The organism is Anaerotruncus rubiinfantis, assembly GCF_900078395.1.
GTDB lineage: Bacteria > Bacillota > Clostridia > Oscillospirales > Ruminococcaceae > Anaerotruncus > Anaerotruncus rubiinfantis.
This window is the reverse complement of record NZ_FKLA01000009.1, coordinates 129024-150144: the sequence shown is the minus strand read 5'-3', so window position 1 is coordinate 150144 and position 21121 is coordinate 129024. Positions and strand designations below refer to the sequence as shown.

The window sequence follows — 21121 nt, the reverse complement described above, 5'->3', positions numbered from 1 at the left end:
ACGACTCTTTACCGGGAGACACGGGGGCGGAAAGCCCCCGTGAGCAGCCGTCGCGCGTTAGCGCGCTTCGCCGCCAGGCGAGCAGGCTGCCAAACGCGGGAGGCATCGTTTTGTCTAAGCAGATTGCGGGCTGTCTTTGCCGAAGGCAACCAAACAGCCCGCAGGGGGTCGCGGGGATCTCCCCGCGCGTCTTCTTTCGCCCCTTTCTTGGACGGGCAAGAAAGGGGCCCTGCGGAGCAAAAGTTGACACTATTCGGGCGATGGGATAAAATAACGGTAAGAATGTTTGCGGCCGAAAGGAATTAAGAATATGAAATGGAAAAGATTCCTGGCGATTGTTCTTGCGGGCGCCCTGCTTTTCTCGATGGGAGCTTGCAAAAAAAATGAAACGGATGACAGCAGTTCCGCGCCAAGCGAGCCGGAAGAGGTGGTGGATCCCAATTATCCGGTGTCGATTGGGGATATCCATGTGGACGCGCGGCCGGAAACGATTGTCTCGCTCTCTCCGGCGATGACCGAGCTCATCTGTGCGCTCGGCGCGGGCGATCGGCTCGAAGGGGTGAGCGACTATTGCGATTATCCGTCGAGCGTGGACGATCTGGAACGCTGCGGAACCGCCGCCACGCCGGACCTTACGGCGATTGAAGAGATTGGGCCGGATGTGGTGTTTGCCTCGTCCAATCTTTCGCAGGACGACACGGTGAAGCTTCAGCAGATGGATGCCCAGGTGATTGTATTGGGCCGCGCGGATTCCTTGGACGAGCTGGAGGAGGTCTATGTGACCGCAGCGACCGTGCTTGACGGGCTCGTTGACGGGGAGGAGAATGGGCAGGCGTTTTTCGACGGGCTGCGTGCCCGGTATGACGCGCTGAAATACGCGGCGGACGGGATTGCCGACCGCCTGCACGGTATTTATCTGCGGATGGTCCCGCTCACAATGGCTACCGGCGATACTTTTGAAGGGAAACTTTTGAACGACGCGCTTGGAGTGAATAACGACGCGGGACAGTACACCGGCTGGCTGTATCCGGAAGATCAGGCGGTCAATCTTTATCCCGACATTATTTTTCATGACCAGAGCATTGACCAGACCTATTTTGGTGAGACAAAGGTCTACAGCACGACCGCCGCCTACCAGAATAAGCGGCTGTATGCTTTCGATGCGCTCGCCTTCGAGCGGCAGAGTCCCCGCATGTTTGACGAGCTGGAGGAGATGTTCGCGCAGGCCTATCCGGACGTAAAAGTGCAGGAAGCAAAAAGCCGTCCGGATGACGAGGTGCCGGAAGACGCGGACAGCGAAGCGGATGATGACGACGAGATGCTCGATCTTGACGACGCGACACAGATTATAGAGTAGCAGACAGGAAGAAAGGTCTGGTGGGGATCTTTATGATGATGACAGGCGCGCAGGCGATGGTCAAATGCCTGGAGGCCGAAGGGGTGACAACCATCTTCGGATACCCGGGCGCGGCGATCTGCCCATTTTATGACAGCCTGGTGGATTCGTCCATCCGGCATATTCTCACGCGCAATGAACAGAATGCCGGCCACGCGGCCAGCGGCTATGCGCGCGTTACCGGCAGGCCCGCGGTCTGCGTTGCGACCTCCGGGCCGGGCGCGACCAACCTTTTCACGGCCATTGCGACCGCTTACATGGACAGCATTCCGCTCGTGGCGATCACCGGGCAGGTTTCGAGCGAGCTTCTGGGCCGGGATGTCTTTCAGGAGGTCGATACGACCGGCGCCGCCGAGCCGTTCACCAAATACAGCTATCTTGTGAAGGATGCGGCGGAGATCCCGCGCGTGTTTAAAGAGGCGTTTTATATCGCGTCCACCGGACGCAAGGGGCCGGTGCTCATTGATATGCCGGTGGATATCCAGCGGGAACTGCTCGATTTTTCCTACCCGCATATGGTCAATATCCGCGGTTACAAGCCGCAGTTCAAAGGCCATCCGATGCAGGTCAAGCGGGTTGCCGCCGCCATCAAGGCGGCCAAACGGCCGCTGCTCTGTCTGGGCGGCGGAGTCTTTGCGGCAAATGCGCAGAAGGCGGTCCGCAAGCTTTGCGAGCAGTGCCGCCTGCCCGCTGTCACAACCATGATGGGGATCGGCGCGCTGCCGAGCGGGCATCCGCTTTATTTCGGCATGCTTGGCCAGAGCGGGGACGGGCTTGCGAACCGCGCGGTGGAGGAGAGCGACCTGCTCATCATCATCGGCGCGCGGGTGGGCGACCGGGCGATCCAATCGCCGCGGGCGCTTGAAAGCATGACGACTGTGGTGCATATCGATATCGACGCGGCTGAAATTGGTAAAAACCTTGGCACAACCATCCCGCTTGTGGGCGATGCGGCTCTGGTGGTCGAGCAGCTTGTGGAGCAAAATCCCATGGGAGAATGGGATAAGTGGATCGGCTGGCTCGATGGCCAGCGGGAGCCGTTCCCGGCGCATCCGGCTGCGGGCGCGGGTTATATCAATCCCAATGCCTTCATCCGGCTGCTTTCCGAACGCTTGGAAAAGGACGTTCTCTATGTCTCGGATGTGGGCGAAAACCAGATCTGGTCGGCAAAAAACCACATTGTCCGGGAGGGGCGCTTTCTCACAACCGGCGGCATGGGTACGATGGGTTACGCGCTGCCCGCCGCCATCGGTGCGAAGCTGGCTGCCCCAGGCCGCCAGGTGGTCGCGGTCTGCGGCGACGGGGCGTTCCAGATGTCGATGATGGAGCTGGCCACCATGAACCAGCACGGCGTGCCGGTTAAACTGGTGGTCATGCGCAACGGGGCCCTCGGCCTGGTGCGGGAGATTCAGCAGAATCAGTACCGCGACCGTGAAATCGCGGTTGACCTCACCGGCAGTCCGTCGATTGCAGGGATCGCGGCAGCCTACGGAATTCCGTCAATGCAGGTGTCCGATATGCAAGACGCGCCGGCGGCGCTCGACGCGTTCCTCGAAGGGCCGGAATCGTTCGTGCTCGAATGTGTGGTCGATCCGAAGGAGGGAACCTGATGAAACAGATCCTTTCAGTCCTGGTGGAAAACAAGGCGGGCGTCCTGTCCCGGACGGCCGGACTCTTCGCGCGGCGGGGCTTCAATATCGAAAGCCTCGCGGTGGGCGAAACAGAAGATCGGACCGTTTCGCGCATGACCATTGTGGTCAATGGCGACGAGCGCACGATGGAACAGGTGGAAAAGCAGCTCAACAAGCAGATCGACGTGATCAAGGTCAAAACCCTGGAGATTGACGCTTCCACCCGGCGGGAACTGGCGCTCATCAAAGTGAACGCAAACCAGCAGAACCGCGGCGAGATCATCGACATCTGCCAGATCATGAAGGCGAAGATCGTCGACCTGTCGCAGACCACCCTCACCATCGAATTCTGCGACCGGCCGGAACGGGTCGACTTGCTCTTAAACATGGTTTCGCAGTACGGCGTGGCCGAGATGGCGCGCACCGGCATGGTCGCATTGCAGAAGGGCTCCGGCGCGATCGAGATCAAAAATAAATAACGCGGATTCCATCAAAAGAGGCCGCCGGCAACAGCCGGCGGCCTCTTGGCGTTCACAGGAAGCGGGTCATCAAAATCGCATCCTCAGTGGGATTTGCGTAGAAATTTTTGCGCCGCCCTACCTCCCCGAAACCGAGTCCCTCGTAGAGCTGGATCGCGGGCCGGTTTCCCGCGCGCACCTCGAGCGTGAGGAACCCGAGCCGCTTTTCTTTTGCGAAGGTGAGGAGCGCCTGCATAAGCGTCTTTGCCACGCCCTGCCTGCGGAATGCTTCGTCCACCGCGATGTTGGCGATATAGCCCTCGTCCATCACCCGATGCATCCCGACATAGCCGGCCAGCAGCCCCTCCTTTCTGGCGACGTAAAAAATCGCATTGGGATTTTGCAGTTCCGCTTCGAGCACCTGGGCGCTCCACGGCTGTGAAAAGCACTGCCGTTCGAGCGCGGCCACAAGCGGAACGTCTTTTTCTGTCATCGATGTGATCTGCAAGGTTGTCAGTCCTCCTGCCTATTTTGCATCCAGCCAGTTGTCCCCGACGTTTGCGTCGGCTACGAGCGGGACCTTCAGGGTGATCGCGTGTTCCATCTCCTCCTTGAGGATGATGGTGGCGAGCGGCACCTCCTGCTCGGGCGCCTCGACAAGCAGTTCGTCGTGCACCTGCAAAATGAGCTTTGCCTGCATCTTCTCGCGCCGCAGCCGCTCGAACACCCGCACCATGGCGATCTTGATGATGTCCGCCGCGGTGCCCTGGATCGGGGTGTTGCGCGCGACCCGTTCGCCGAACGCCTGGGTCACCTTGTTCGAAGCGGCAAGCTCCGGCAGGTAGCGTCGGCGCCCAAACAGCGTTTTGACATAGCCGTTCTCCCGCGCGAAAACGATGGTGTCCTCCATGTATTTGCGCACGCCCGCGTAGGTGGCGAGATAGTTTTTGATGTAGCTGTCCGCTTCCGCCACCGAAACGCCGATGTCCTGCGAGAGCGAAAACGCCCCGATTCCGTAGACGATCCCGAAATTGACCGCCTTGGCGCGGGAACGCAGTGCGGGTGTCACCATCAGTTCCGGCAGGCCGAAGACCTGCGCGGCGGTGGTGGTGTGGATGTCCTGACCGCTTTTAAAGGCGGCGATCATGTTTTTGTCGCCCGCCAGGTCGGCCAGCACCCGCAATTCGATCTGCGAATAGTCCGCGTCGATCAGCTTCCAGCCCGGCCGTGCCTTGAAGAAGCGGCGCATTTTGCTGCCCTCCGCGGTGCGAATCGGGATATTCTGGAGATTCGGTTCGGTTGAGGAGATGCGTCCGGTGCGGGTTTCGGTCTGCTGGAAGGTCGAGCGCACCCGTCCGTCCGGGCCGACCACCTTTAAAAGCCCGTCCACATAGGTGGATTTGAGCTTCGAGAGCTTGCGGTATTCGAGAATGAGCTCAATGATGGGATGCTTGCCGCGCAGCGAATCAAGCACATCCGCGTTGGTGGAATAGCCGGTCTTGGTTTTTTTCTTGGCGGGGAGGCCCAGGTCGACGAACAGCACATCGCCGAGCTGCTTGGGGGAATTGAGGTTGAAGGAGTGGCCCGCGTGACGGTAGATGCCGTCCTCCAGCTCCCCGATCCGCCCATCGAGGTCCGCGCCGTACTCCCTGAGCGCGTCCGTGTCCAGCGCAAAGCCCTCGCATTCCATTGCGGCGAGTACCCGGGCAAGCGGCATCTCGATTTCATAGAGGAGCTTTTGTTGGCCGGTCGCTTCGATCTCCGCGGCGAGCTTGTCATGCAGCGCGGTGATGACCGCCCCGTCCGCCGCGATCGATGCATATTCGGAAGGGATCTCCGTCTCGAATACGCAGGGTACGACATTGTATTGCGCGGCAAGCGGCTGCGGCGCGTAGCTCGAGGTGGTTGGGCTGAGCAGATAGGCGGCGAGTTCCCCATCGAAATTTATATTTTGTATATTTTTATCAAAACTATACAAATAACGATAGAGCGGTTTGCTGCTCCAGATCCGCAGTCCGGCTGAAAAGCCCAGGATTTCGTTGAGCTTTGCGCCGTCCGCAAGAATCAGCCGCCCCGGAACGGCGGCAGCTACGGCTTTGGGTTGGTCATCATCCCATTCAATCAGCAAGTCAATCGCTTTTTTATCGGTAAACAGTGCGGACAGTTCACCTGGATCACAGGAAACCTGCAAAACAGCCTGCGGCGCGGATTCCTCCAGTGCCGGATCGGCTGCCGCGGCCGTAGGATCGATCCCCCATCGGTCAGCCAACTTAAACATTTCAAACCGCGCGAAGAGTGCGCCCGCTTTGGCTGCGTCCGGTTCGGCACGGCGGTAGCTTTCCGGGTCGGTGTCAATCGGTACATCGCAGTCGATTTTGGCCAACGTACGGCTGGTGTAAGCCATCTCCTTGTCCGCTGCGAGCTTTGCGCGCACGCCCGGCTTGATTTCGAGCTCGTCCAAGTGGTCATAGATGTAGTCAAGATCGTGATACTGCGCGATGAGCGAGAGCGCGGTCTTTTCCCCGATACCCGTCACGCCGGGAATATTGTCGGAAGCGTCGCCCATAAGCGCCTTGACGTCGATGAGTTCCCGCGGAGGCACACCGTATTTCTCCATCACGGCGGCCACGTCGTAAACGGTCGAGCTGGCCTGGCCCATCTTGGTGGTGGCCAGGCGCACGGTGGTGCGTTCCCCAACCAGCTGGAGGCTGTCCCGGTCCCCGGTGGCGATGACGCACTCGTCGCCGCGTCCGGCGCAGGACTTTGCAAAGGTGCCGAGGATATCATCCGCCTCGTAACCCTCTTTGGTGACAATTTTGTAGCCAAGCGCGGCCAGCAGTTCCTTGAGCGGTTCAAGCTGGGAGGCGAGCTCTTCGGGCATGCCTTTCCGTTGGGCCTTATAGCCCTCGAACATCTGATGGCGGAAGGTCGGCGCGCGCAGGTCGAAGGCGCAGGCGACCGCGTCCGGCTGGGTTTCTTCCAGCAGTTTCAGCAGGATATTCAAAAAACCATAGATTCCGTTGGTGAATTCTCCATTTTTGGTAGTCAGCGCCTTGATTCCGTAGAATGCGCGGTTCAGAATACTGTTCCCGTCGATGGCCAGCAATTTCATGGTAAATCTCCTCTGCGATATGTGAAAGATGATAAATCTTGACAATTATAAATTATTATACCACAAAAGATTGTCCATTCACCAAATTTCTGTTAAAATAATCATTTAGAATCATGAACAAATTGGAGGGGCCCCATGAAGATCGGCAATCTGGAAATCAAGCGTACCGCCGCGCTCGCACCGATGGCAGGCGTCGCGGACAGCGCCTTCCGGCGCATCTGCAAGCAGTTCGGCGCGGCGTACCTGGTAGGGGAGATGGCCTCTGCGAAGGGGATGCACTATTCCGACCGCAAGACCGCCGAGCTGCTCGGGGTGAGCGACGAAGAACGCCCGGTCGCGGTGCAGCTCTTTGGGGATGATCCGGAGCTGATCGCGGAAGCCGCGAAAAAGGCGCTCGATTACCGGCCGGATGTGATCGACCTCAACATGGGCTGTCCGGCGCCCAAGATCGCTGGAAACGGCGGCGGTTCAGCATTGATGAAGAATCCCACGCTTGCGGGGAAAATTACGGAAGCAGCTGTAAAGGCAGTTGACCTGCCGGTTACGGTGAAATTCCGCAAAGGCTGGGACGACGAACATGTCAATGCCGTGGAGTTCGGGCGAATCATGCAGGAGAGCGGCGCGGCGGCGTTGACGGTGCATGGCCGCACGCGGGAGCAGTTCTACGCGCCTCCGGTCGACCTCGACATTATCGCGGCAGTGAAGGCGGCCGTTTCGATCCCGGTGATCGGGAATGGGGATTGTGACAGTATACAATCTGTGATAAATATGTACGATTATACAAAATGTGACCTCGTGATGATCGGGCGGGGCGCGCTCGGAAACCCATGGATCTTCCGGCAGGTCGACCAGTTCCTGGCCGACGGGACGGTACTGCCACTGCCGCCCTTGGAGGAACGGATGGCGGTCATGCTGCGGCAGTTTTCGCTCGCCTGCGAACAGAAGGGCGAATATGGCGCAATGCGCGAAGCGCGCAAGCATGCCGCCTGGTACATGAAGGGGGTGCGCGGCGCGGCGTCGCTGCGGCGGCAGGCAGGGACGCTCTGTACACTGGCCGACGCGCGGGCGCTTGCGGAGGAAGCGCTGCGCCTCAATCCGGAGGAAGCCGTTTTGGACAAACCGTCAAATGAGGAGGAAGAAAGATGAGACCGCGTAAAAAACCGAATTTAGCCCCGCGGCTGGCCGCCTGCGAATCGATTGTTCTGAAGGACCCGGTTTCTCTGAAAGGGCATATCCGTGAAACATTTCCGAACCCTCAGGCGCCGCTGCATCTGGAAATTGGCTGCGGAAAGGGTGGCTTTGTCTTTGAAATGGCGCGGCGAAACCCGGATATAAACTTTGTTGCGGTGGAGCGGGAACCGAACGTCGCGGTGATCGCGACAGAACGGGTACTCTCAGCCGTGCCGCCGCTTCCAAATATCAGATTTATCCTGGATGATGCGGAAAAGCTCCCGCAGATCTTTCTGCCTGGAGAACTCGAACGGATCTACATCAATTTCTGCGACCCCTGGCACAAGCATCGGCAGTTCAAACGGCGGCTCACCTACCGCGAGCGGCTGAAAACCTATCAGAATCTGCTCCTGCCAGGCGGGGAAATCTGGTTTAAGACCGACAACTACAACCTTTACCATTTCTCACTCTATGAATTCGCAGCGGCTTTTCCGGCATATTTCACGACGAACAATCTGCATCAGAGTGAATGCGCCGCAGGCAACGTCATGACCGAGTATGAGACGCATTTCTCCTCGCTCGGCCAGCCGATCTATGCGATCCGCGCGAAAAAAACAGCGGAACCGGGAAAGGCCCCCACGCCATGAAACAAACCCTGCGCGCGGTGCTGATGAGCGCCTGCCTGTTGCTGGCGGGCTGCCAGGGCCGCGAAACGACCCCGATGGCGCAGGACGTTTCCGCGTCCGCATCCTCTGCCGAAGCGTCCGCCCCTGCCGGGGGCGCGCTCTCGCCATCCGGCTCGTCCGCGCCGGAAAGCCCCGTGCCGCCCGCCGCTTTTTCGGAGCCGGCGGAATCGGCTCCGCCGCTCTATGACGGCGTCCAGCCCGACCCGACCCTGCCGGAAAATCAGAAAGGGCCGTATATTATGTGGGATCATATCGAATACAAAAATTTCGGAGACCCGGCGGAATGGGAATGGCACACGGTCACGCTGATCAACTATGACGCGGAGAAACAAGGCCTTCCGCCCGAGCGCGTCGAAGCGAAGCTGCTGCTGCCGCCGCGCTGCGGGATCGACGAAGTCATCGTATACGACGGCGGCTTCGCGAACGGGACGATCAAAATCGGGGACATCGGGGGATACTATCCTGAGGGCGAGGCACTGTTCAGCGCGTGGAATGTATTTTCAGCGGAAGGCAATCCGATAACCGGCGAAACCTGGGAGGCATTCGAATCAGCAGAAAATGAGATTGGCGCCTACTGCTGTGGCGACCGCTTTACACGGTATATCACGCCCGGCCTGGGCGGGAATGTCCTGGAATATATGATGGATTTGGGCGAAGGGCATTTCACTTATCTGTATTTTTACGTCTCCGCTTCGGCAACAGCGGACGACCTCAAGCTTTATGATATGATCGCACAAAGCGTGAAACCCGCCTGATGGCGGCGAAAGGAAAATGGCTATGAAAATCCTTGCAATTGAAAGCTCCTGCGACGAGACTGCCGCCGCAGTGGTGGAGGACGGGCGGAAAGTTCTTTCCTCGGTGATCAATTCTCAAGTCGCGGAGCACCGAAAATACGGCGGCGTGGTGCCGGAGATTGCCTCCCGCCGCCATACCGAAAACATCGTGCCTGTTGTGCAGGGCGCGCTAGACGAGGCCGGGCTGACGCTTGCCGGGATCGATGCGGTCGCTGTGACCGCCGCGCCAGGGCTGATCGGCGCACTGCTGGTTGGTGTAAACTACGCCAAGGGGCTTGCGCTCGCGGCGGGAAAACCGCTCATCCCGGTTCACCATATCCGTGGGCACATCGCCGCCAATTATCTCGCGCATCCGGATCTTGAGCCGCCGTTTCTCTGCCTCGTTGTTTCGGGCGGGCACAGCCACATCGTTGAAGTGAAGGACTACACCGACTTTCGGATCATTGGCCGCACCCGCGACGACGCGGCCGGGGAGGCGTTCGACAAATCTGCCCGCGCTATGGGGTTCCCATATCCGGGCGGAATCTATATCGACGAGGCGTCAAAGCGCGGCGATGACAGAAAGTATAAGCTTCCGAAGCCGCGCGTCGAGGATTCGCCTTATGATTTCAGTTTTTCCGGTCTCAAAACGGCGGTGCTGAACCTTTTGCATAATGCCGCCCAGAAAGGGGAAAATGTGGATACAGATTCGCTGGCGGCAAGTTTCCAGCGCACCATCTGCGAGATCCTGGTGGGCCATCTGGAACTGGCCGCGCGGGAATACGGCTACAAAACGATTGTGGCGGCGGGCGGCGTCTCCGCCAACAGCGGGCTGCGTTCCCGCCTGGAGGAGATGTGCCGGCGCCACGGGTACAGGCTCTGCGTCCCGCCGCTGTCCCTTTGCGGGGACAACGCCGCGATGATCGGCGCGCAGGCCTATTATGAGCAGCTTTGCAGCCCGCCGGCGGGGCTTGATTTAAACGCTTGCGCCTCGTGGAATATCGACCTGCCTTTCCAAAATCCGTATGATTCTAAGCATTCTGTCTCAAAATGATTGGTTTTGCAGGAAGAAAAATGATGAATTGCATGATTGTCTGAAAATTCACAAAATTCTAACGAATTCACGTTGCTTTTTTGCAGTTGATCCATTATAATGCTAAGTGTGAAAAGTTCGAGTTTCATGCGGGATGCAACCCCATGAACCGTTGACTTTCAGCCCCATATGTATCATTGTGTTATTAAAAATTCAATACAGCGAGAGGAGTAAAATCATGACGAACAACAAAAATGTCCTCAATTGGATTGAGGAGATGAAAGCGCTTGTCAAACCGGATAAGGTTGTCTGGATTGATGGAAGCGAGGCACAGCTCAACGAACTGCGCGAGCAGGCTTTCTCCACCGGAGAGCTCGAGCCGCTCAACCCTGAGAAGCTTCCGGGATGCGTCCTGCACCGCACTGCGGTCAACGATGTCGCCCGTGTGGAGGGCAGAACCTTTATCTGCTCCAGAACGAAGGAAGAAGCGGGCCCGACCAACAACTGGGAAGACCCGAAAGTCATGTACCCGAAACTGCGCGCCCTGTTTGACGGCGCCATGAAGGGCCGCACCATGTATGTCATCCCGTACTGCATGGGCCCGATCGGTTCCAAATTCTCCAAAGTCGGCGTCGAGCTGACCGACTCGATCTACGTTGTACTGAATATGGATATCATGACCCGCATGGGCCAGAAGGCGTTCGACCACCTGGGCGACACCTCCAACGATTTCGTCCGCGGCCTGCACTCCAAGGCCAAGATGGAAGAAGAGAACCGTTACATTGTCCAGTTCCCCGAGGACAACGCCATCTGGTCGGTCAACTCCGGTTACGGCGGCAACGTTCTGCTCGGCAAAAAATGCTTCGCGCTGCGCATCGCTTCCTACCAGGCGAAACAGGAAGGCTGGATGGCGGAGCACATGCTCATCCTCGGCCTGCAGAACCCGAAAGGCGAAATCAAATATATCTGCGCCGCGTTCCCGTCCGCCTGCGGCAAAACCAACCTGGCCATGCTCATCCCGCCGAAGGAGCTGCTTGACAAGGGTTACAAGGTTTGGACGGTCGGCGACGACATCGCCTGGCTGCGTATCGGCGAAGACGGCAGACTCTGGGCAATCAACCCGGAAAACGGCTTCTTTGGCGTTGCCCCTGGCACCAACATGAAGTCCAACCCGAACGCGCTGGAAACCACCCGCCGCAACACCATCTTCACCAACGTGGTCCACAACCTGGACGACAACACTGTTTGGTGGGAGGGCCTCGATAAGAACCCGCCGAAGAATGCGGTCAACTGGAAAGGCGAGAAATGGGATTGCACCGATGGCAGCAAAGGCGCGCATCCGAACTCCCGCTTCACCGCTCCGGCCATCAACTGCCCCTGCATCTCCTCCGAATTTGCAAATCCGAACGGCGTGCCCGTCTCCGCGATCATCTTCGGCGGCCGCCGCGCCAAAACCGCTCCGCTGGTTTATCAGTCCCGTGACTGGCAGCATGGCGTGTTCGTAGGTTCCACCATGGCTTCCGAGACCACCGCGGCCGCTTCGGGTGCTGTCGGCGTTGTCCGCCGCGACCCGATGGCGATGCTCCCGTTCTGCGGATACAACATGGGCGACTACTGGCAGCACTGGCTCGAAATGGGCAAGAAGCTCGGTGACAAAGCGCCTAAGATCTTTAACGTCAACTGGTTCCGCACCGATGACGAAGGCCACTTCATCTGGCCGGGATTCGGCGACAACCTGCGCGTCCTCAACTGGATCATCGACCGCGTCGAAGGCAAAGCCGAAGCTGTTGAAACCCCGATCGGTTACGAGCCGAAACCGGAAGATATCGACATCACCGGTCTTGACGGCATCACCACCGATACTGTCGCCGGCCTGCTGACTGTCGATAAGGACCTGTGGAAAGAGGAAGTCAAGGGCATCAAGGAGTTCTATGCCAAATTTGGCGACAAACTCCCCAAAGAGCTCGAGACCGAGCTCGAAAAGCTCGAAGCCAACCTCGCGAAATAAGGCTTATGATGAGGGAATACCGTCAGATCAACCCGTGGCGCGGCGTCACGGCGGTGGCACTGGTTGCAGCAGCCACCATCGTGGCTGTGCTGTACGGTATCATGGCTGTTTTGGTCCTCAACCGGGACCGCCACTGAACAAAAAAGTGAAAGCGCATGGAATCGTCAGGTTCCATGCGCTTTCTTTATTGTCTCCCTGCAAAAATGAGGAATTCGCTTGTTTTTTGCGCCCTCCGGGCGCCCGGGGATTGCGCCTTCCAGGCGCTCCGGAGGAGTCGCCTCCGGCGGCCCTATTTCTTGCTCGTGCAAGAAATAGGGGAAAGAACACGCCAAGGGGAAACCCCTTGGAACCCCACCGCCGCTGGTTGCTTCGCAAAGGCGGCGGTCGCGTCCTTGGACTTCGAGACCTGCGACGCCGTCACTCCCAACTGCCGGTCAGCTCAAGACTGATGGCAACGCTTCGCGCTCCCATGTTACGGGCTTGCTGCAAAATCCGCGCCGGATTCGTTCAATGGGTATTGTCAATCAATCGTTCTCAGAAATTCCCGCAGCTTCTCCATCCGCTTTTCAAGCTGCACAAAATAACGCCGGGTGACAACGCTTGCTGCATCATCCTTGAGCTGGCATGCGGACAAATTCATCTTGCCCGCATAGGTGTAAACTTGCCGCGAAAGTTCCCGCAGCCGTAAATGTTCTTTTGAAGTCATGGCTTATCTCCAAATATGTTATAATTTATAACATAAATTATAACATATTAATCACCACGATTCAAGCATAAAATATGTTCAGAGGTGGTGATGGAAATGGCGATTGTCGTAAAGCCCAAACGTCCGAAAGGTGAGGATGGATATAAGACCTTTTCCATCCGGATCAAGGAAGAGACAGTTTCAAAGCTGGATGAAATTTGCGCTAAGACAGGACATAAGCGTAACGAGCTGATCGGGATTTTCCTGGAATATGCGGTTGATAATTGTGAAATAGAAGAAAAATAAGAGCGCCGGACAGAGGTCCGGCGCTTTTTAAATTGAAATCCGTTTGTCCTTATTGCGCGCAGCGCATCGCCGCAAGGTTGCGGCGATTTGTCCCGCGTGCTTTTTATCACGCGGCACAGTACGTATTGTCTAAGCAGATTGCGGGCTGTCTTTGCCGCAGGCAATGAAACAGCCCGCAGGGGGCCGCGGGGTATCCCCGCGTGTCCTTCTTTCGCCCCTTTCTTGGACAAGCAAGAAAGGGGCCCGCCGGAGGCAATCCGAGCCCGCGGAGGCAATCCGAGCCCGCGGAGGCAATCCGAGCGCACGGAGGGCGCAAGAGAAACCTGAGCGCGCGAAGGGCGCAAAGGGGATTATCAGGGGCGCCGCCCCTGATTCTTTTCGCGCAGAAGCGCGATGTCAGCGGCAACCTCATCTGCGGATCGACCGGCGTCGATTGTGAGGCCATTTTGCGCGGCCTTGCGGTAGGCCTCCCGCCGCCGCGCGAAGAGCGCCTGAAACTGTTCGGGCGTATTCTGCCGCAGGATTGGGCGGTCGCTGTCCTTGATGCGGCTGTAGCAGACCTCGAACGGGGCGTCGAGAAAGACGACGAGGTCGCGCTGGTCGATGGCTTCGATATTGCGGTCGAAGGTCATGGCGCCGCCGCCGGTTGAAACCACGCAGTTGACCCGGCGGGCAAGGTTGTGGACTGCTTCATGTTCGAGGTCACGGAAATGGGCTTCCCCATAGATGGAGAAGATGTCGGGAATGGGCATTCCGGCCTCCCGGATAATTTCGTCATCGAGATCGATGTATTCGAGGCCAAGCCGTTTTGCGAGCAGCTTGCCGACGGTGGTTTTGCCACAGCCCATGAAGCCGCAAAGGATCAGATTGTTCAAGCTTCCCGCTCCTTTCTGAGGAGGATCTCGTGCATCTCGTCCACGATCCTGTCGACCGAGGCATTGTCAAAACTGCATCCATGCCAGTATTCGTGGGCGACAGCAGCCTGCCACACCAACATATGCATACCGCCCATGCAAAGGCAGCCTGCCGTCTTTGCGCGGCGGAGCAGCAGGGTTTCGGCGGGGTTGTAAATGCAGTCGAACACCGCGTCCACGCTGGTGAGGAAGCTTTCGGGCACCGGGCAGGCATCCACCTTGGGGAACATGCCGACCGGCGTGGCATTGATGAGAAGGCCGAACCGGCCTTCCGGGCTTGCGATGTCGCAGAGGGAGATCTTGCGGCCGAACTGTTCAGCGATCTCCTTCCGGAGCGCTTCGGCGCGGCTGCGGCCGCTCTCGCGCACCGCGACGGTCACGTCGCCGCCCTGACGGGCGCATTCGATCGCGAACATCCGGCCCACGCCGCCCGCGCCCAGCACACAGACGCGGGTGTCAAGCGAAACGCCGTGAGCGGACATGGTGCGCAGAAAGCCGTCGCAGTCGGTGTTATAGCCAATGTGCCGGCCATCCGGCAGACGGCGCACCGTATTGACCGCGCCATAAAGCCGCGCCGATTGGTGCAGCTCATCGAGATGGGGGAGGATGGTCTGTTTATATGGAATGGTGATATTGAATCCGTCGAGCGCCATCAGCTGCGCCAGATGCGATTCGAATTGTTCCGGCGGAAAGGAATTGAGCGTGTACGCGGCTTCGCGCTCCTCGAGTGCGAAGAGTCGTTCGTGGATCGGCGGGGACATGCTGTGCCCGAGCGGATGCCCGATCAGCTGGAATTGTTCCATATGGTTCACCTTCAGAGGGACGCTTTCCATTTGTCAAGCGTCTTTTGATTTTCGAGGTTGTAGGCGGAGGCTTCCTTGAAGCCGCGCTTTACAAGCATGGTGAGCACCTTGCCCGGTCCGCATTCGACGAAGGAGCTGATCCCGGCGGCGAGCATGGCGGAGATTTCCTCGTGGAAGCGCACCGGCGAAACAAGGTGCCGGGCGAGGTATTCGACGAGGTCGGTATCCGGTGGGAGCAGCCCGCCGGTGACGTTTGAATAGAAGGGCTTTTCGAGCGGGGCCGTTTTGATCCCGGCGATCCGCTCCTTGAATTCCACAGCGGCGCAGTCCATCAGTTTGGAATGAAACGCGCTCGAAACAGCCAGCTTGACAGCTTTTGCGCCCATTCCGGCGAGCCTGTCGGCCGCTTGCTGCGCGGGTTTTGGCTCGCCCGCGATGACCGTCTGGGAGAGGGAATTGTAGTTGACGGGGAGCACGTAGCCGTCGGTCTCCTCGCAGACGCGGGAGATGGTTTGTTCGTCGCTGCCGATGATGGCGAACATGCTGCCGGGGTTCTCGTCCGCCGCGCGCTGCATGGCCGCCGCGCGCGCGCCGATCACCCGGAAGCCGTCCTCCAGGGAGAAAGCGCCGTTTGCGGTGAGCGCGGCGTATTCGCCGAGCGAATGCCCCGCGAAGGCGGCGGGTTCGCAGGATTCCTTCGCCACGGCGCAGGCTGCCATCGAGACCGCAAAGATCGCGGGCTGTGAGATTTTGGTCTGGGCGAGCTCGGATTCCGCGCCTTCAAAGGAAAGTTTGGCAAGATCGAAACCGAGGATATCCGCGCCGCATTCGTAAACCTGCCGGGCGGCGGGGAAATTCTCATAAAGTTCGCGGCCCATGCCGGGATACTGGGAACCCTGGCCGCTCATCAGGAATGCAGTTTTGCTCATGGGGAATACTCCTTCCGGCCCGGAAAAGCGGGCCTCATAAAGTTTCATATACGATGCCTTTACGGATTAAAAAGTGGGCAAACATACCAAAATCTCAACAGAAAAAATTTATTAACAAATTTTTTCTTGACAACTTGTGTGGATTGACGGTATGATAACACAAGAAATATAACACTTGTTACATTTTTCGACCCCAATTATAACACAACCCGGTTTATGGAATCAAGTATTGTGGGGCGAAAAATTCCCGGAACAGTCAGGAGAAGAGCATGAACGGAATCAAATTATGCGCAACGGGCAGCTATCTGCCCGGTCACATCGTGGACAACGAAGCTTATACGGCTTTTGTGGAAACCTCGGACGAATGGATCCGCACCCGGACCGGCATCGTCACCCGGCATGTCGCGGACAGCGACGCCACCTGGATGATGGGCGCGAAGGCGGCGCGGTCCGCCATCGAGAAGGCCGGGGTCGATCCTGAGGAGATCGGACTTATCATCGGCACCACCGTGAGCGCCGACTATGTCACGCCGTCGATGGCCTGCATCATCCAGCAGGCGGTCGGCGCAAAAAACGCCTTCTGTTTCGACCTCAACGCCGCCTGCGCGGGCTTTGTGTTCGCGCTTGATATGGCTCGACGCTACCTCTACAGCGGCGGGGTGGATACCGTTCTGGTTGTTTCGTCCGAGATGATGACCCGGATGATTGACTTTAACGACCGTTCAATCTGCGTCCTCTTCGGGGATGGCGCGGGCGCGGCGGTCGTGCGGCGGTCTCAGACGGGCGTTTTCGCCTCCGCGCTGCATTCGGACGGCTCCGGCTACGGGCTCATCTATTCCAAGAACGCCCCGCACCAAACCCCGTTCGGCGGACAGTCGGTGCCCGAGGATGACATCAGCCGGACCGAAACCGGACCGCATGCGCTCACCCAGAACGGCCGGGAGGTCTACAAGTTCGCGGTGAAAGCGATGCCCGACGCGGTGCGGGAGGCCTGTGAAAAGGCCGGGATCATGCCGGAGGATCTCAGCTATATCATCCCGCACCAGGCGAATGTGCGCATCGTGCAGACCGCGATGAAAAACCTGGGGCTTCCCATGGAAAAAGCGTTCATGAACATTGACCGGGTCGGCAACACCTCGAGCGCCTCGGTGGCGATCGCGCTCGATGAACTGCTCCGTTCGGACAGGGTGCGGCCGGGCGACAAGCTCTGTACCGTGGGATTTGGCGCGGGGCTGGTGTACGCGGCGGCGGTTTTCACATACGAAGCATAACAATGGGAGGAAACCAGAAATGATAAAGACAAAAATCACCGAACTTTTGGGGATTCAGTATCCGATTTTCCAGGGCGGCATGGCCTGGGTGGCCGACGCAAAACTTGCTGCCGCCGTTTCAAACGCGGGCGGGCTTGGCCTCATCGGCGCGGCGAGCGCGCCGGGCGAGGTGGTCGAAGCAATGATCAAGCAGGCCAAAAGCCTCACCGATAAGCCGTTCGGCGTAAATATCATGCTGATGAGCCCGTTTGCCGACGACGTGGCGAAAGTCTGTGTCGAGCAGAAGATTGCGGTCGTGACGACCGGCGCGGGCAATCCCGGGAAATATATGGACGCGTTTAAAGGCGCGGGCATCAAGGTGATCCCAGTCGTGCCGTCGGCAGCGCTGGCCAAACGCATGGAACGCGCGGGCGCGGACGCGGTGGTGGCCGAAGGGTGCGAATCGGGCGGACACATCGGGGAGCTCACGACGATGGCACTGCTGCCGCAGGTGGTGGACGCGGTTTCGATCCCGGTCATCGGCGCGGGCGGCATTGCGGACGCGCGCGGCTTCGCGGCGGCGCTGATGCTCGGCGCCCAGGCGGTGCAGTGCGGTACGATCTTTGTCTGCGCTGCGGAAAGCCCGGCGCATGACACCTACAAACAGCTGATTGTCGACGCGAAGGACACCGACACGATTGTCACCGGCCGCGCGGGGGGCGCGCCGCTTCGGTCGCTGAAGAATAAATTCTCCCGCAGGCTTGCAAAAATGGAGGCCGACGGGGTGGATCGTGAGGAATTTGAAAAGGTTGCGGTCGGTTCGCTTCGGAAGGCGGTGCAGGACGGCAACACCGAGGAAGGCACCTTTATGGCGGGACAGATCTCCGGGCTGGTGCATGAGGTTGCGCCTGCGAAGGTCATCGTGGAGAAGCTGATGGCCTCCACCGAGGCCTATTTGAAGGATCCGTTTGCGGGAAGGGGGATCACCATTGAATAAAGTAGCGATTGTCACCGGCGCAAAGCAGGGGATCGGCCGCGCGATTGCCGAACGGCTGGCGCAGGAAGGCTTTGACGTGGCGGTCAACTGCCGGGGAGAGGAATCGGTTCCGGCGGCGCAGGAAGTCGTGGCAGCCTGCCGCAGATGCGGTGTGGATGCCGACTGCTTCGCGGCGGACGTTTCGGATTTCGAAGCTTGCGCCGGGATGGTGAAGCGGATTTTGAGCCGTTTCGGGCGGATCGACCTGCTGGTCAACAACGCCGGCATCACCCGGGACGGGCTGATTGCCCGGATGGGTGAGGAGCAGTACGATGCGGTCATCGATTCAAACCAGAAGAGCGTATTCAATATGATGCGGCAGGTGGTGCCGGTCATGATGAAGCAGCGGGAAGGCCGGATCATCAACATCTCATCGGTCGTGGGCGTCTATGGGAACGCCGGGCAGCTCAACTACGCGGCCAGCAAAGCGGCGATCATCGGCATGACCAAGAGCGCCTCGAAAGAGCTCGGCGGTCGGGGGATCACGGTGAACGCGGTCGCGCCCGGCTTTATCGAAACCAGCATGACCGAAAAGCTCCCGGAAAAGACCCGGGAAGCGATCGCGGGCATGATCAGTCTCAAACGGATGGGTTCTCCGGAGGACATTGCCGCAGCGGTGGCCTTCCTCGCGGGCGAAAACGCCTCGTACATCACCGGGCAGGTGCTCTGTGTCGATGGCGGCATCACGATGTAAGATGTTAAAGGAGTTTATTCTATGAGAAGAGTAGTCATCACCTCCCAGGCAGCGGTTACACCGGTCGGACTCAATGCCGGGGATTTCTGGGAGAGCCTCAAGGCGGGACGGCACGGCTTCGCGCCGATTTCTGCGTTCGATACCTCCCGCGTCCCGGTCAAGTACGCGGCGGAGATTAAGGACTGGGACCCGGTCGCGATGGGGCTGGGTAAAAAGGATGCCCGCCGGATGGATCGCTTCACGCAGTTCGCCATGGCGGCCGCCAAGGAATTGATGGAAGGCGCGGGCGATCTTTCGGGGGTGGACCCGTACAGGATCGGCGTGATCGTGGGCAGCGGGATCGGCGGTTTTGGAACCACCCTCTCCGAGCATGAAAAGTTCCTGGAAAAGGGCCCGGACCGGGTTTCGGTCTTTTTGATCCCGATGCTCATTTCCAATATGGCGGCCGGACAGATTGCCATCGAATACGGCTTCAAAGGAGATAACTTTGCGATTGTTACCGCCTGTGCCAGCGGCAACCACTGCATTGGCGAGGCATTCCGCAAGATCAAGTTCGGTTATCTCGATATGGCGGTGGCGGGTGGAAGCGAGGCCGCGATCAATGAATTCGCGGTAGCGGGCTTCAACAATATGACCGCGCTGACCCAGGGGACCGATCCGGACCGGCTTTCGATCCCGTTTGACAAGGAGCGCAGCGGCTTCGTCATGGGCGAGGGCGCGGGGCTTCTGATGCTCGAGGAATACGAGCATGCCAAGGCGCGCGGCGCAAAAATCCTCGGGGAGATCGTGGGTTATGGCGCGACCGACGACGCGCATCACATCACCGGTCCTTCCCCGGACGGCGAAGGAGCTGCCCACGCGATGATGAACGCGATGCAGGAGGCGGAAATTGCACCCGAACAGGTCGGCTACATCAACGCGCACGGCACTTCGACGCCGCTCAACGAGCGGTGTGAGACCAACGCGGTTAAGATGGCATTCGGCCAGCATGCCTATAAGCTTGCAATCAGCTCGACCAAATCGATGACCGGGCACATGCTCGGCGCGGCGGGCGGCGTGGAAGCGGTCGCCACGGTGAATGCGCTGGCGGAAGGGATCCTTCCGCCGACCCTGGGCTACAAAGTTTCGGATCCGGAGTGTGACCTCGATTACGTGGCCGAGGGTGCGCGCAGGGCCGACGTGGAGTATGCCATTTCCAATTCGCTCGGCTTTGGCGGGCACAACGCCTCCATACTTTTCAGAAAATATGAGGGTTAAAAATATGTCGAAGGAATTTTCAGTCGAACAGATCCAGGCGCTGATGAAAAGTGTCTCGGAGAACCACATTGGGGAACTGCAGTTCGAGACCGAAGGCGTCAAACTGAAGATCAAAAACTGGATGATGGCCCCGTCTGCGGGCGAGGGAAGCCAGCCCGCGGCGGTTTTGGCGGCGCCCGCAGCAGCTCCGGTCGCGGTGGCGGTAGCGCAGGCAGGGGAGCCCTCCCTGGAGAAATCCGCTGAGGCGCCGAAGGTGATCACCTCCCCGCTGGTCGGCACCTTCTATGCGGCGAGCGGCCCCGATAAGGAACCGTATGTCAAGGTGGGCTCCGCCGTCAAGGCGGGGGAAATTGTCTTTATCGTCGAATCGATGAAGGTGATGAACGAAATCCCGGCCGACCAGTCCGGCACGGTCGTGGAAATCCTTGTCGCGGATGGCGCGCCGGTCGAATACGGCCAGCCGGTCCTGCGGCTCGAATGAGGAGGACGAAAGGATGCCGCTGCTGAATAAAGAACAGATCAAACAGATCATCCCGCACCGCGACCCCTTCCTGCTGATCGACGAGATCGAGGAGATGGAGACTGGCAAGCGGGTGGTCGCGAAGAAATTCATCGCGCCGGATTCGTTCTGGTTTGCGGGCCACTTCCCGGAACATCCGGTGACGCCGGGTGTACTCACCATCGAGATGCTCGCACAGGCCGGCGCGGTCTGTGTGCTGTCGATGCCGGAACACAGAGGGAAGATCGCATTTTTTGCGAAGATCGATAAGGCAAAATTCCGTCGTCCGGTGCTGCCTGGCGACACGGTGCGCCTGGAAGTCGAGATGCTGAAGCTGCGGTCGAGCTTTGGCGTGGGCAGGGCGGTTGCCACCGTCGGCGGCGAAATGGCTGCAGAGGCGGAGATCACCTTCGCGCTTGGGAATTAGAAGGTTCTTTGGTTCTTTCTTTTGCAAAAAGAAAGAACCAAAGAAAAAATGCGC

General features: G+C 58.9%; 22 protein-coding genes. 16 read left to right on the top strand and 6 right to left on the bottom strand.

Annotated features, from left to right (window positions below):
* Window positions 1-310: 310 nt before the first annotated feature.
* The 3 genes from BN4275_RS06080 to ilvN are packed head-to-tail and all read left to right on the top strand — an operon-like array spanning window position 311 to window position 3506.
* A complete protein-coding gene (locus BN4275_RS06080) occupies window positions 311-1357 on the top strand; it encodes an ABC transporter substrate-binding protein (RefSeq protein WP_066455464.1) in 1047 nt (348 codons plus the stop codon).
* A gap of 32 nt (window positions 1358-1389) precedes the next feature.
* A complete protein-coding gene (gene ilvB, locus BN4275_RS06075; RefSeq protein WP_066460234.1) occupies window positions 1390-3006 on the top strand; it encodes a biosynthetic-type acetolactate synthase large subunit in 1617 nt (538 codons plus the stop codon).
* Window positions 3006-3506, top strand: coding sequence for an acetolactate synthase small subunit (gene ilvN / locus BN4275_RS06070; RefSeq protein WP_066455462.1), 501 nt, complete (start codon window positions 3006-3008; stop codon window positions 3504-3506). The genes ilvB and ilvN overlap by 1 nt, the downstream gene beginning before the upstream one ends.
* Before the next feature lie 52 nt (window positions 3507-3558).
* Here the strand turns inward: ilvN and rimI are convergent, their stop codons facing one another.
* Window positions 3559-3993: a ribosomal protein S18-alanine N-acetyltransferase gene (gene rimI / locus BN4275_RS06065; protein WP_242863590.1), complete on the bottom strand. Its 435-nt coding sequence runs from the start codon at window positions 3991-3993 to the stop codon at window positions 3559-3561.
* Between the two features lie 18 nt (window positions 3994-4011).
* Window positions 4012-6597, bottom strand: coding sequence for a DNA polymerase I (polA, locus tag BN4275_RS06060; protein WP_066455460.1), 2586 nt, complete (start codon window positions 6595-6597; stop codon window positions 4012-4014).
* Window positions 6598-6732: 135 nt separating this feature from the next.
* Between polA and dusB the strand changes: the two genes are divergently transcribed.
* The 6 genes from dusB (at window position 6733) to BN4275_RS17805 (ending at window position 12404) form a co-directional block, all read left to right on the top strand.
* Window positions 6733-7743, top strand: coding sequence for a tRNA dihydrouridine synthase DusB (gene dusB / locus BN4275_RS06055; protein WP_066455458.1), 1011 nt, complete (start codon window positions 6733-6735; stop codon window positions 7741-7743).
* Entirely contained in the window at window positions 7740-8414 is a 675-nt protein-coding gene (trmB, locus tag BN4275_RS06050) for a tRNA (guanosine(46)-N7)-methyltransferase TrmB (RefSeq protein WP_066455454.1), read from the top strand. The genes dusB and trmB overlap by 4 nt, the downstream gene beginning before the upstream one ends.
* Window positions 8411-9208, top strand: coding sequence for a hypothetical protein (locus tag BN4275_RS06045; protein ID WP_066455451.1), 798 nt, complete (start codon window positions 8411-8413; stop codon window positions 9206-9208). The genes trmB and BN4275_RS06045 overlap by 4 nt, the downstream gene beginning before the upstream one ends.
* A 22-nt stretch (window positions 9209-9230) precedes the next feature.
* A complete protein-coding gene (gene tsaD / locus BN4275_RS06040) occupies window positions 9231-10280 on the top strand; it encodes a tRNA (adenosine(37)-N6)-threonylcarbamoyltransferase complex transferase subunit TsaD (RefSeq protein ID WP_066455448.1) in 1050 nt (349 codons plus the stop codon).
* A gap of 217 nt (window positions 10281-10497) precedes the next feature.
* A complete protein-coding gene (locus tag BN4275_RS06035; RefSeq protein ID WP_066455445.1) occupies window positions 10498-12267 on the top strand; it encodes a phosphoenolpyruvate carboxykinase (GTP) in 1770 nt (589 codons plus the stop codon).
* 8 nt (window positions 12268-12275) lie between these two features.
* Window positions 12276-12404: a hypothetical protein gene (locus BN4275_RS17805; protein ID WP_255420047.1), complete on the top strand. Its 129-nt coding sequence runs from the start codon at window positions 12276-12278 to the stop codon at window positions 12402-12404.
* A gap of 383 nt (window positions 12405-12787) precedes the next feature.
* Here the strand turns inward: BN4275_RS17805 and BN4275_RS06030 are convergent, their stop codons facing one another.
* On the bottom strand, window positions 12788-12973 hold the full coding sequence (locus BN4275_RS06030; protein WP_066455442.1) for a hypothetical protein: 186 nt from the start codon (window positions 12971-12973) through the stop codon (window positions 12788-12790).
* Window positions 12974-13069: 96 nt separating this feature from the next.
* Here BN4275_RS06030 and BN4275_RS06025 point away from each other — a divergent pair, with 96 nt between their 5' ends.
* Entirely contained in the window at window positions 13070-13258 is a 189-nt protein-coding gene (locus BN4275_RS06025) for a ribbon-helix-helix protein, CopG family (protein ID WP_207734300.1), read from the top strand.
* Between the two features lie 353 nt (window positions 13259-13611).
* Here BN4275_RS06025 and BN4275_RS06020 read toward each other — a convergent pair whose 3' ends face one another.
* From BN4275_RS06020 to BN4275_RS06010, 3 genes are read right to left on the bottom strand one after another with little or no spacing between them, the layout of a single operon-like run.
* Window positions 13612-14133 (bottom strand): shikimate kinase, encoded by a 522-nt coding sequence (locus BN4275_RS06020; RefSeq protein ID WP_079988117.1) that lies wholly within the window; start codon window positions 14131-14133, stop codon window positions 13612-13614.
* Window positions 14130-14975: a shikimate dehydrogenase gene (gene aroE / locus BN4275_RS06015; protein WP_066460228.1), complete on the bottom strand. Its 846-nt coding sequence runs from the start codon at window positions 14973-14975 to the stop codon at window positions 14130-14132. The genes BN4275_RS06020 and aroE overlap by 4 nt, the downstream gene beginning before the upstream one ends.
* 11 nt (window positions 14976-14986) lie before the next feature.
* Window positions 14987-15904: an ACP S-malonyltransferase gene (locus BN4275_RS06010; RefSeq protein WP_066455436.1), complete on the bottom strand. Its 918-nt coding sequence runs from the start codon at window positions 15902-15904 to the stop codon at window positions 14987-14989.
* A 269-nt stretch (window positions 15905-16173) separates the two neighbouring features.
* Between BN4275_RS06010 and BN4275_RS06005 the strand changes: the two genes are divergently transcribed.
* From BN4275_RS06005 to fabZ, 6 genes are read left to right on the top strand one after another with little or no spacing between them, the layout of a single operon-like run.
* Window positions 16174-17175 carry a beta-ketoacyl-ACP synthase III gene (locus tag BN4275_RS06005; protein ID WP_066455434.1) on the top strand — a complete coding sequence of 334 codons (1002 nt, stop codon included), beginning with the start codon at window positions 16174-16176 and terminating at the stop codon, window positions 17173-17175.
* Window positions 17176-17197: 22 nt separating this feature from the next.
* Window positions 17198-18151, top strand: coding sequence for an enoyl-[acyl-carrier-protein] reductase FabK (gene fabK, locus BN4275_RS06000; protein WP_199719765.1), 954 nt, complete (start codon window positions 17198-17200; stop codon window positions 18149-18151).
* A complete protein-coding gene (gene fabG / locus BN4275_RS05995; RefSeq protein WP_079988116.1) occupies window positions 18144-18884 on the top strand; it encodes a 3-oxoacyl-[acyl-carrier-protein] reductase in 741 nt (246 codons plus the stop codon). The genes fabK and fabG overlap by 8 nt, the downstream gene beginning before the upstream one ends.
* Window positions 18885-18905: 21 nt before the next feature.
* Entirely contained in the window at window positions 18906-20141 is a 1236-nt protein-coding gene (gene fabF / locus BN4275_RS05990; protein ID WP_066455425.1) for a beta-ketoacyl-ACP synthase II, read from the top strand.
* 4 nt (window positions 20142-20145) lie between these two features.
* The gene (gene accB / locus BN4275_RS05985; RefSeq protein WP_066455422.1) at window positions 20146-20622 is read left to right on the top strand and encodes an acetyl-CoA carboxylase biotin carboxyl carrier protein; all 477 of its coding nucleotides are present in this window, start codon (window positions 20146-20148) and stop codon (window positions 20620-20622) included.
* A 13-nt stretch (window positions 20623-20635) separates the two neighbouring features.
* Window positions 20636-21067, top strand: coding sequence for a 3-hydroxyacyl-ACP dehydratase FabZ (fabZ, locus tag BN4275_RS05980; protein ID WP_066455418.1), 432 nt, complete (start codon window positions 20636-20638; stop codon window positions 21065-21067).
* The last annotated feature ends 54 nt before the right edge of the window (window positions 21068-21121 follow it).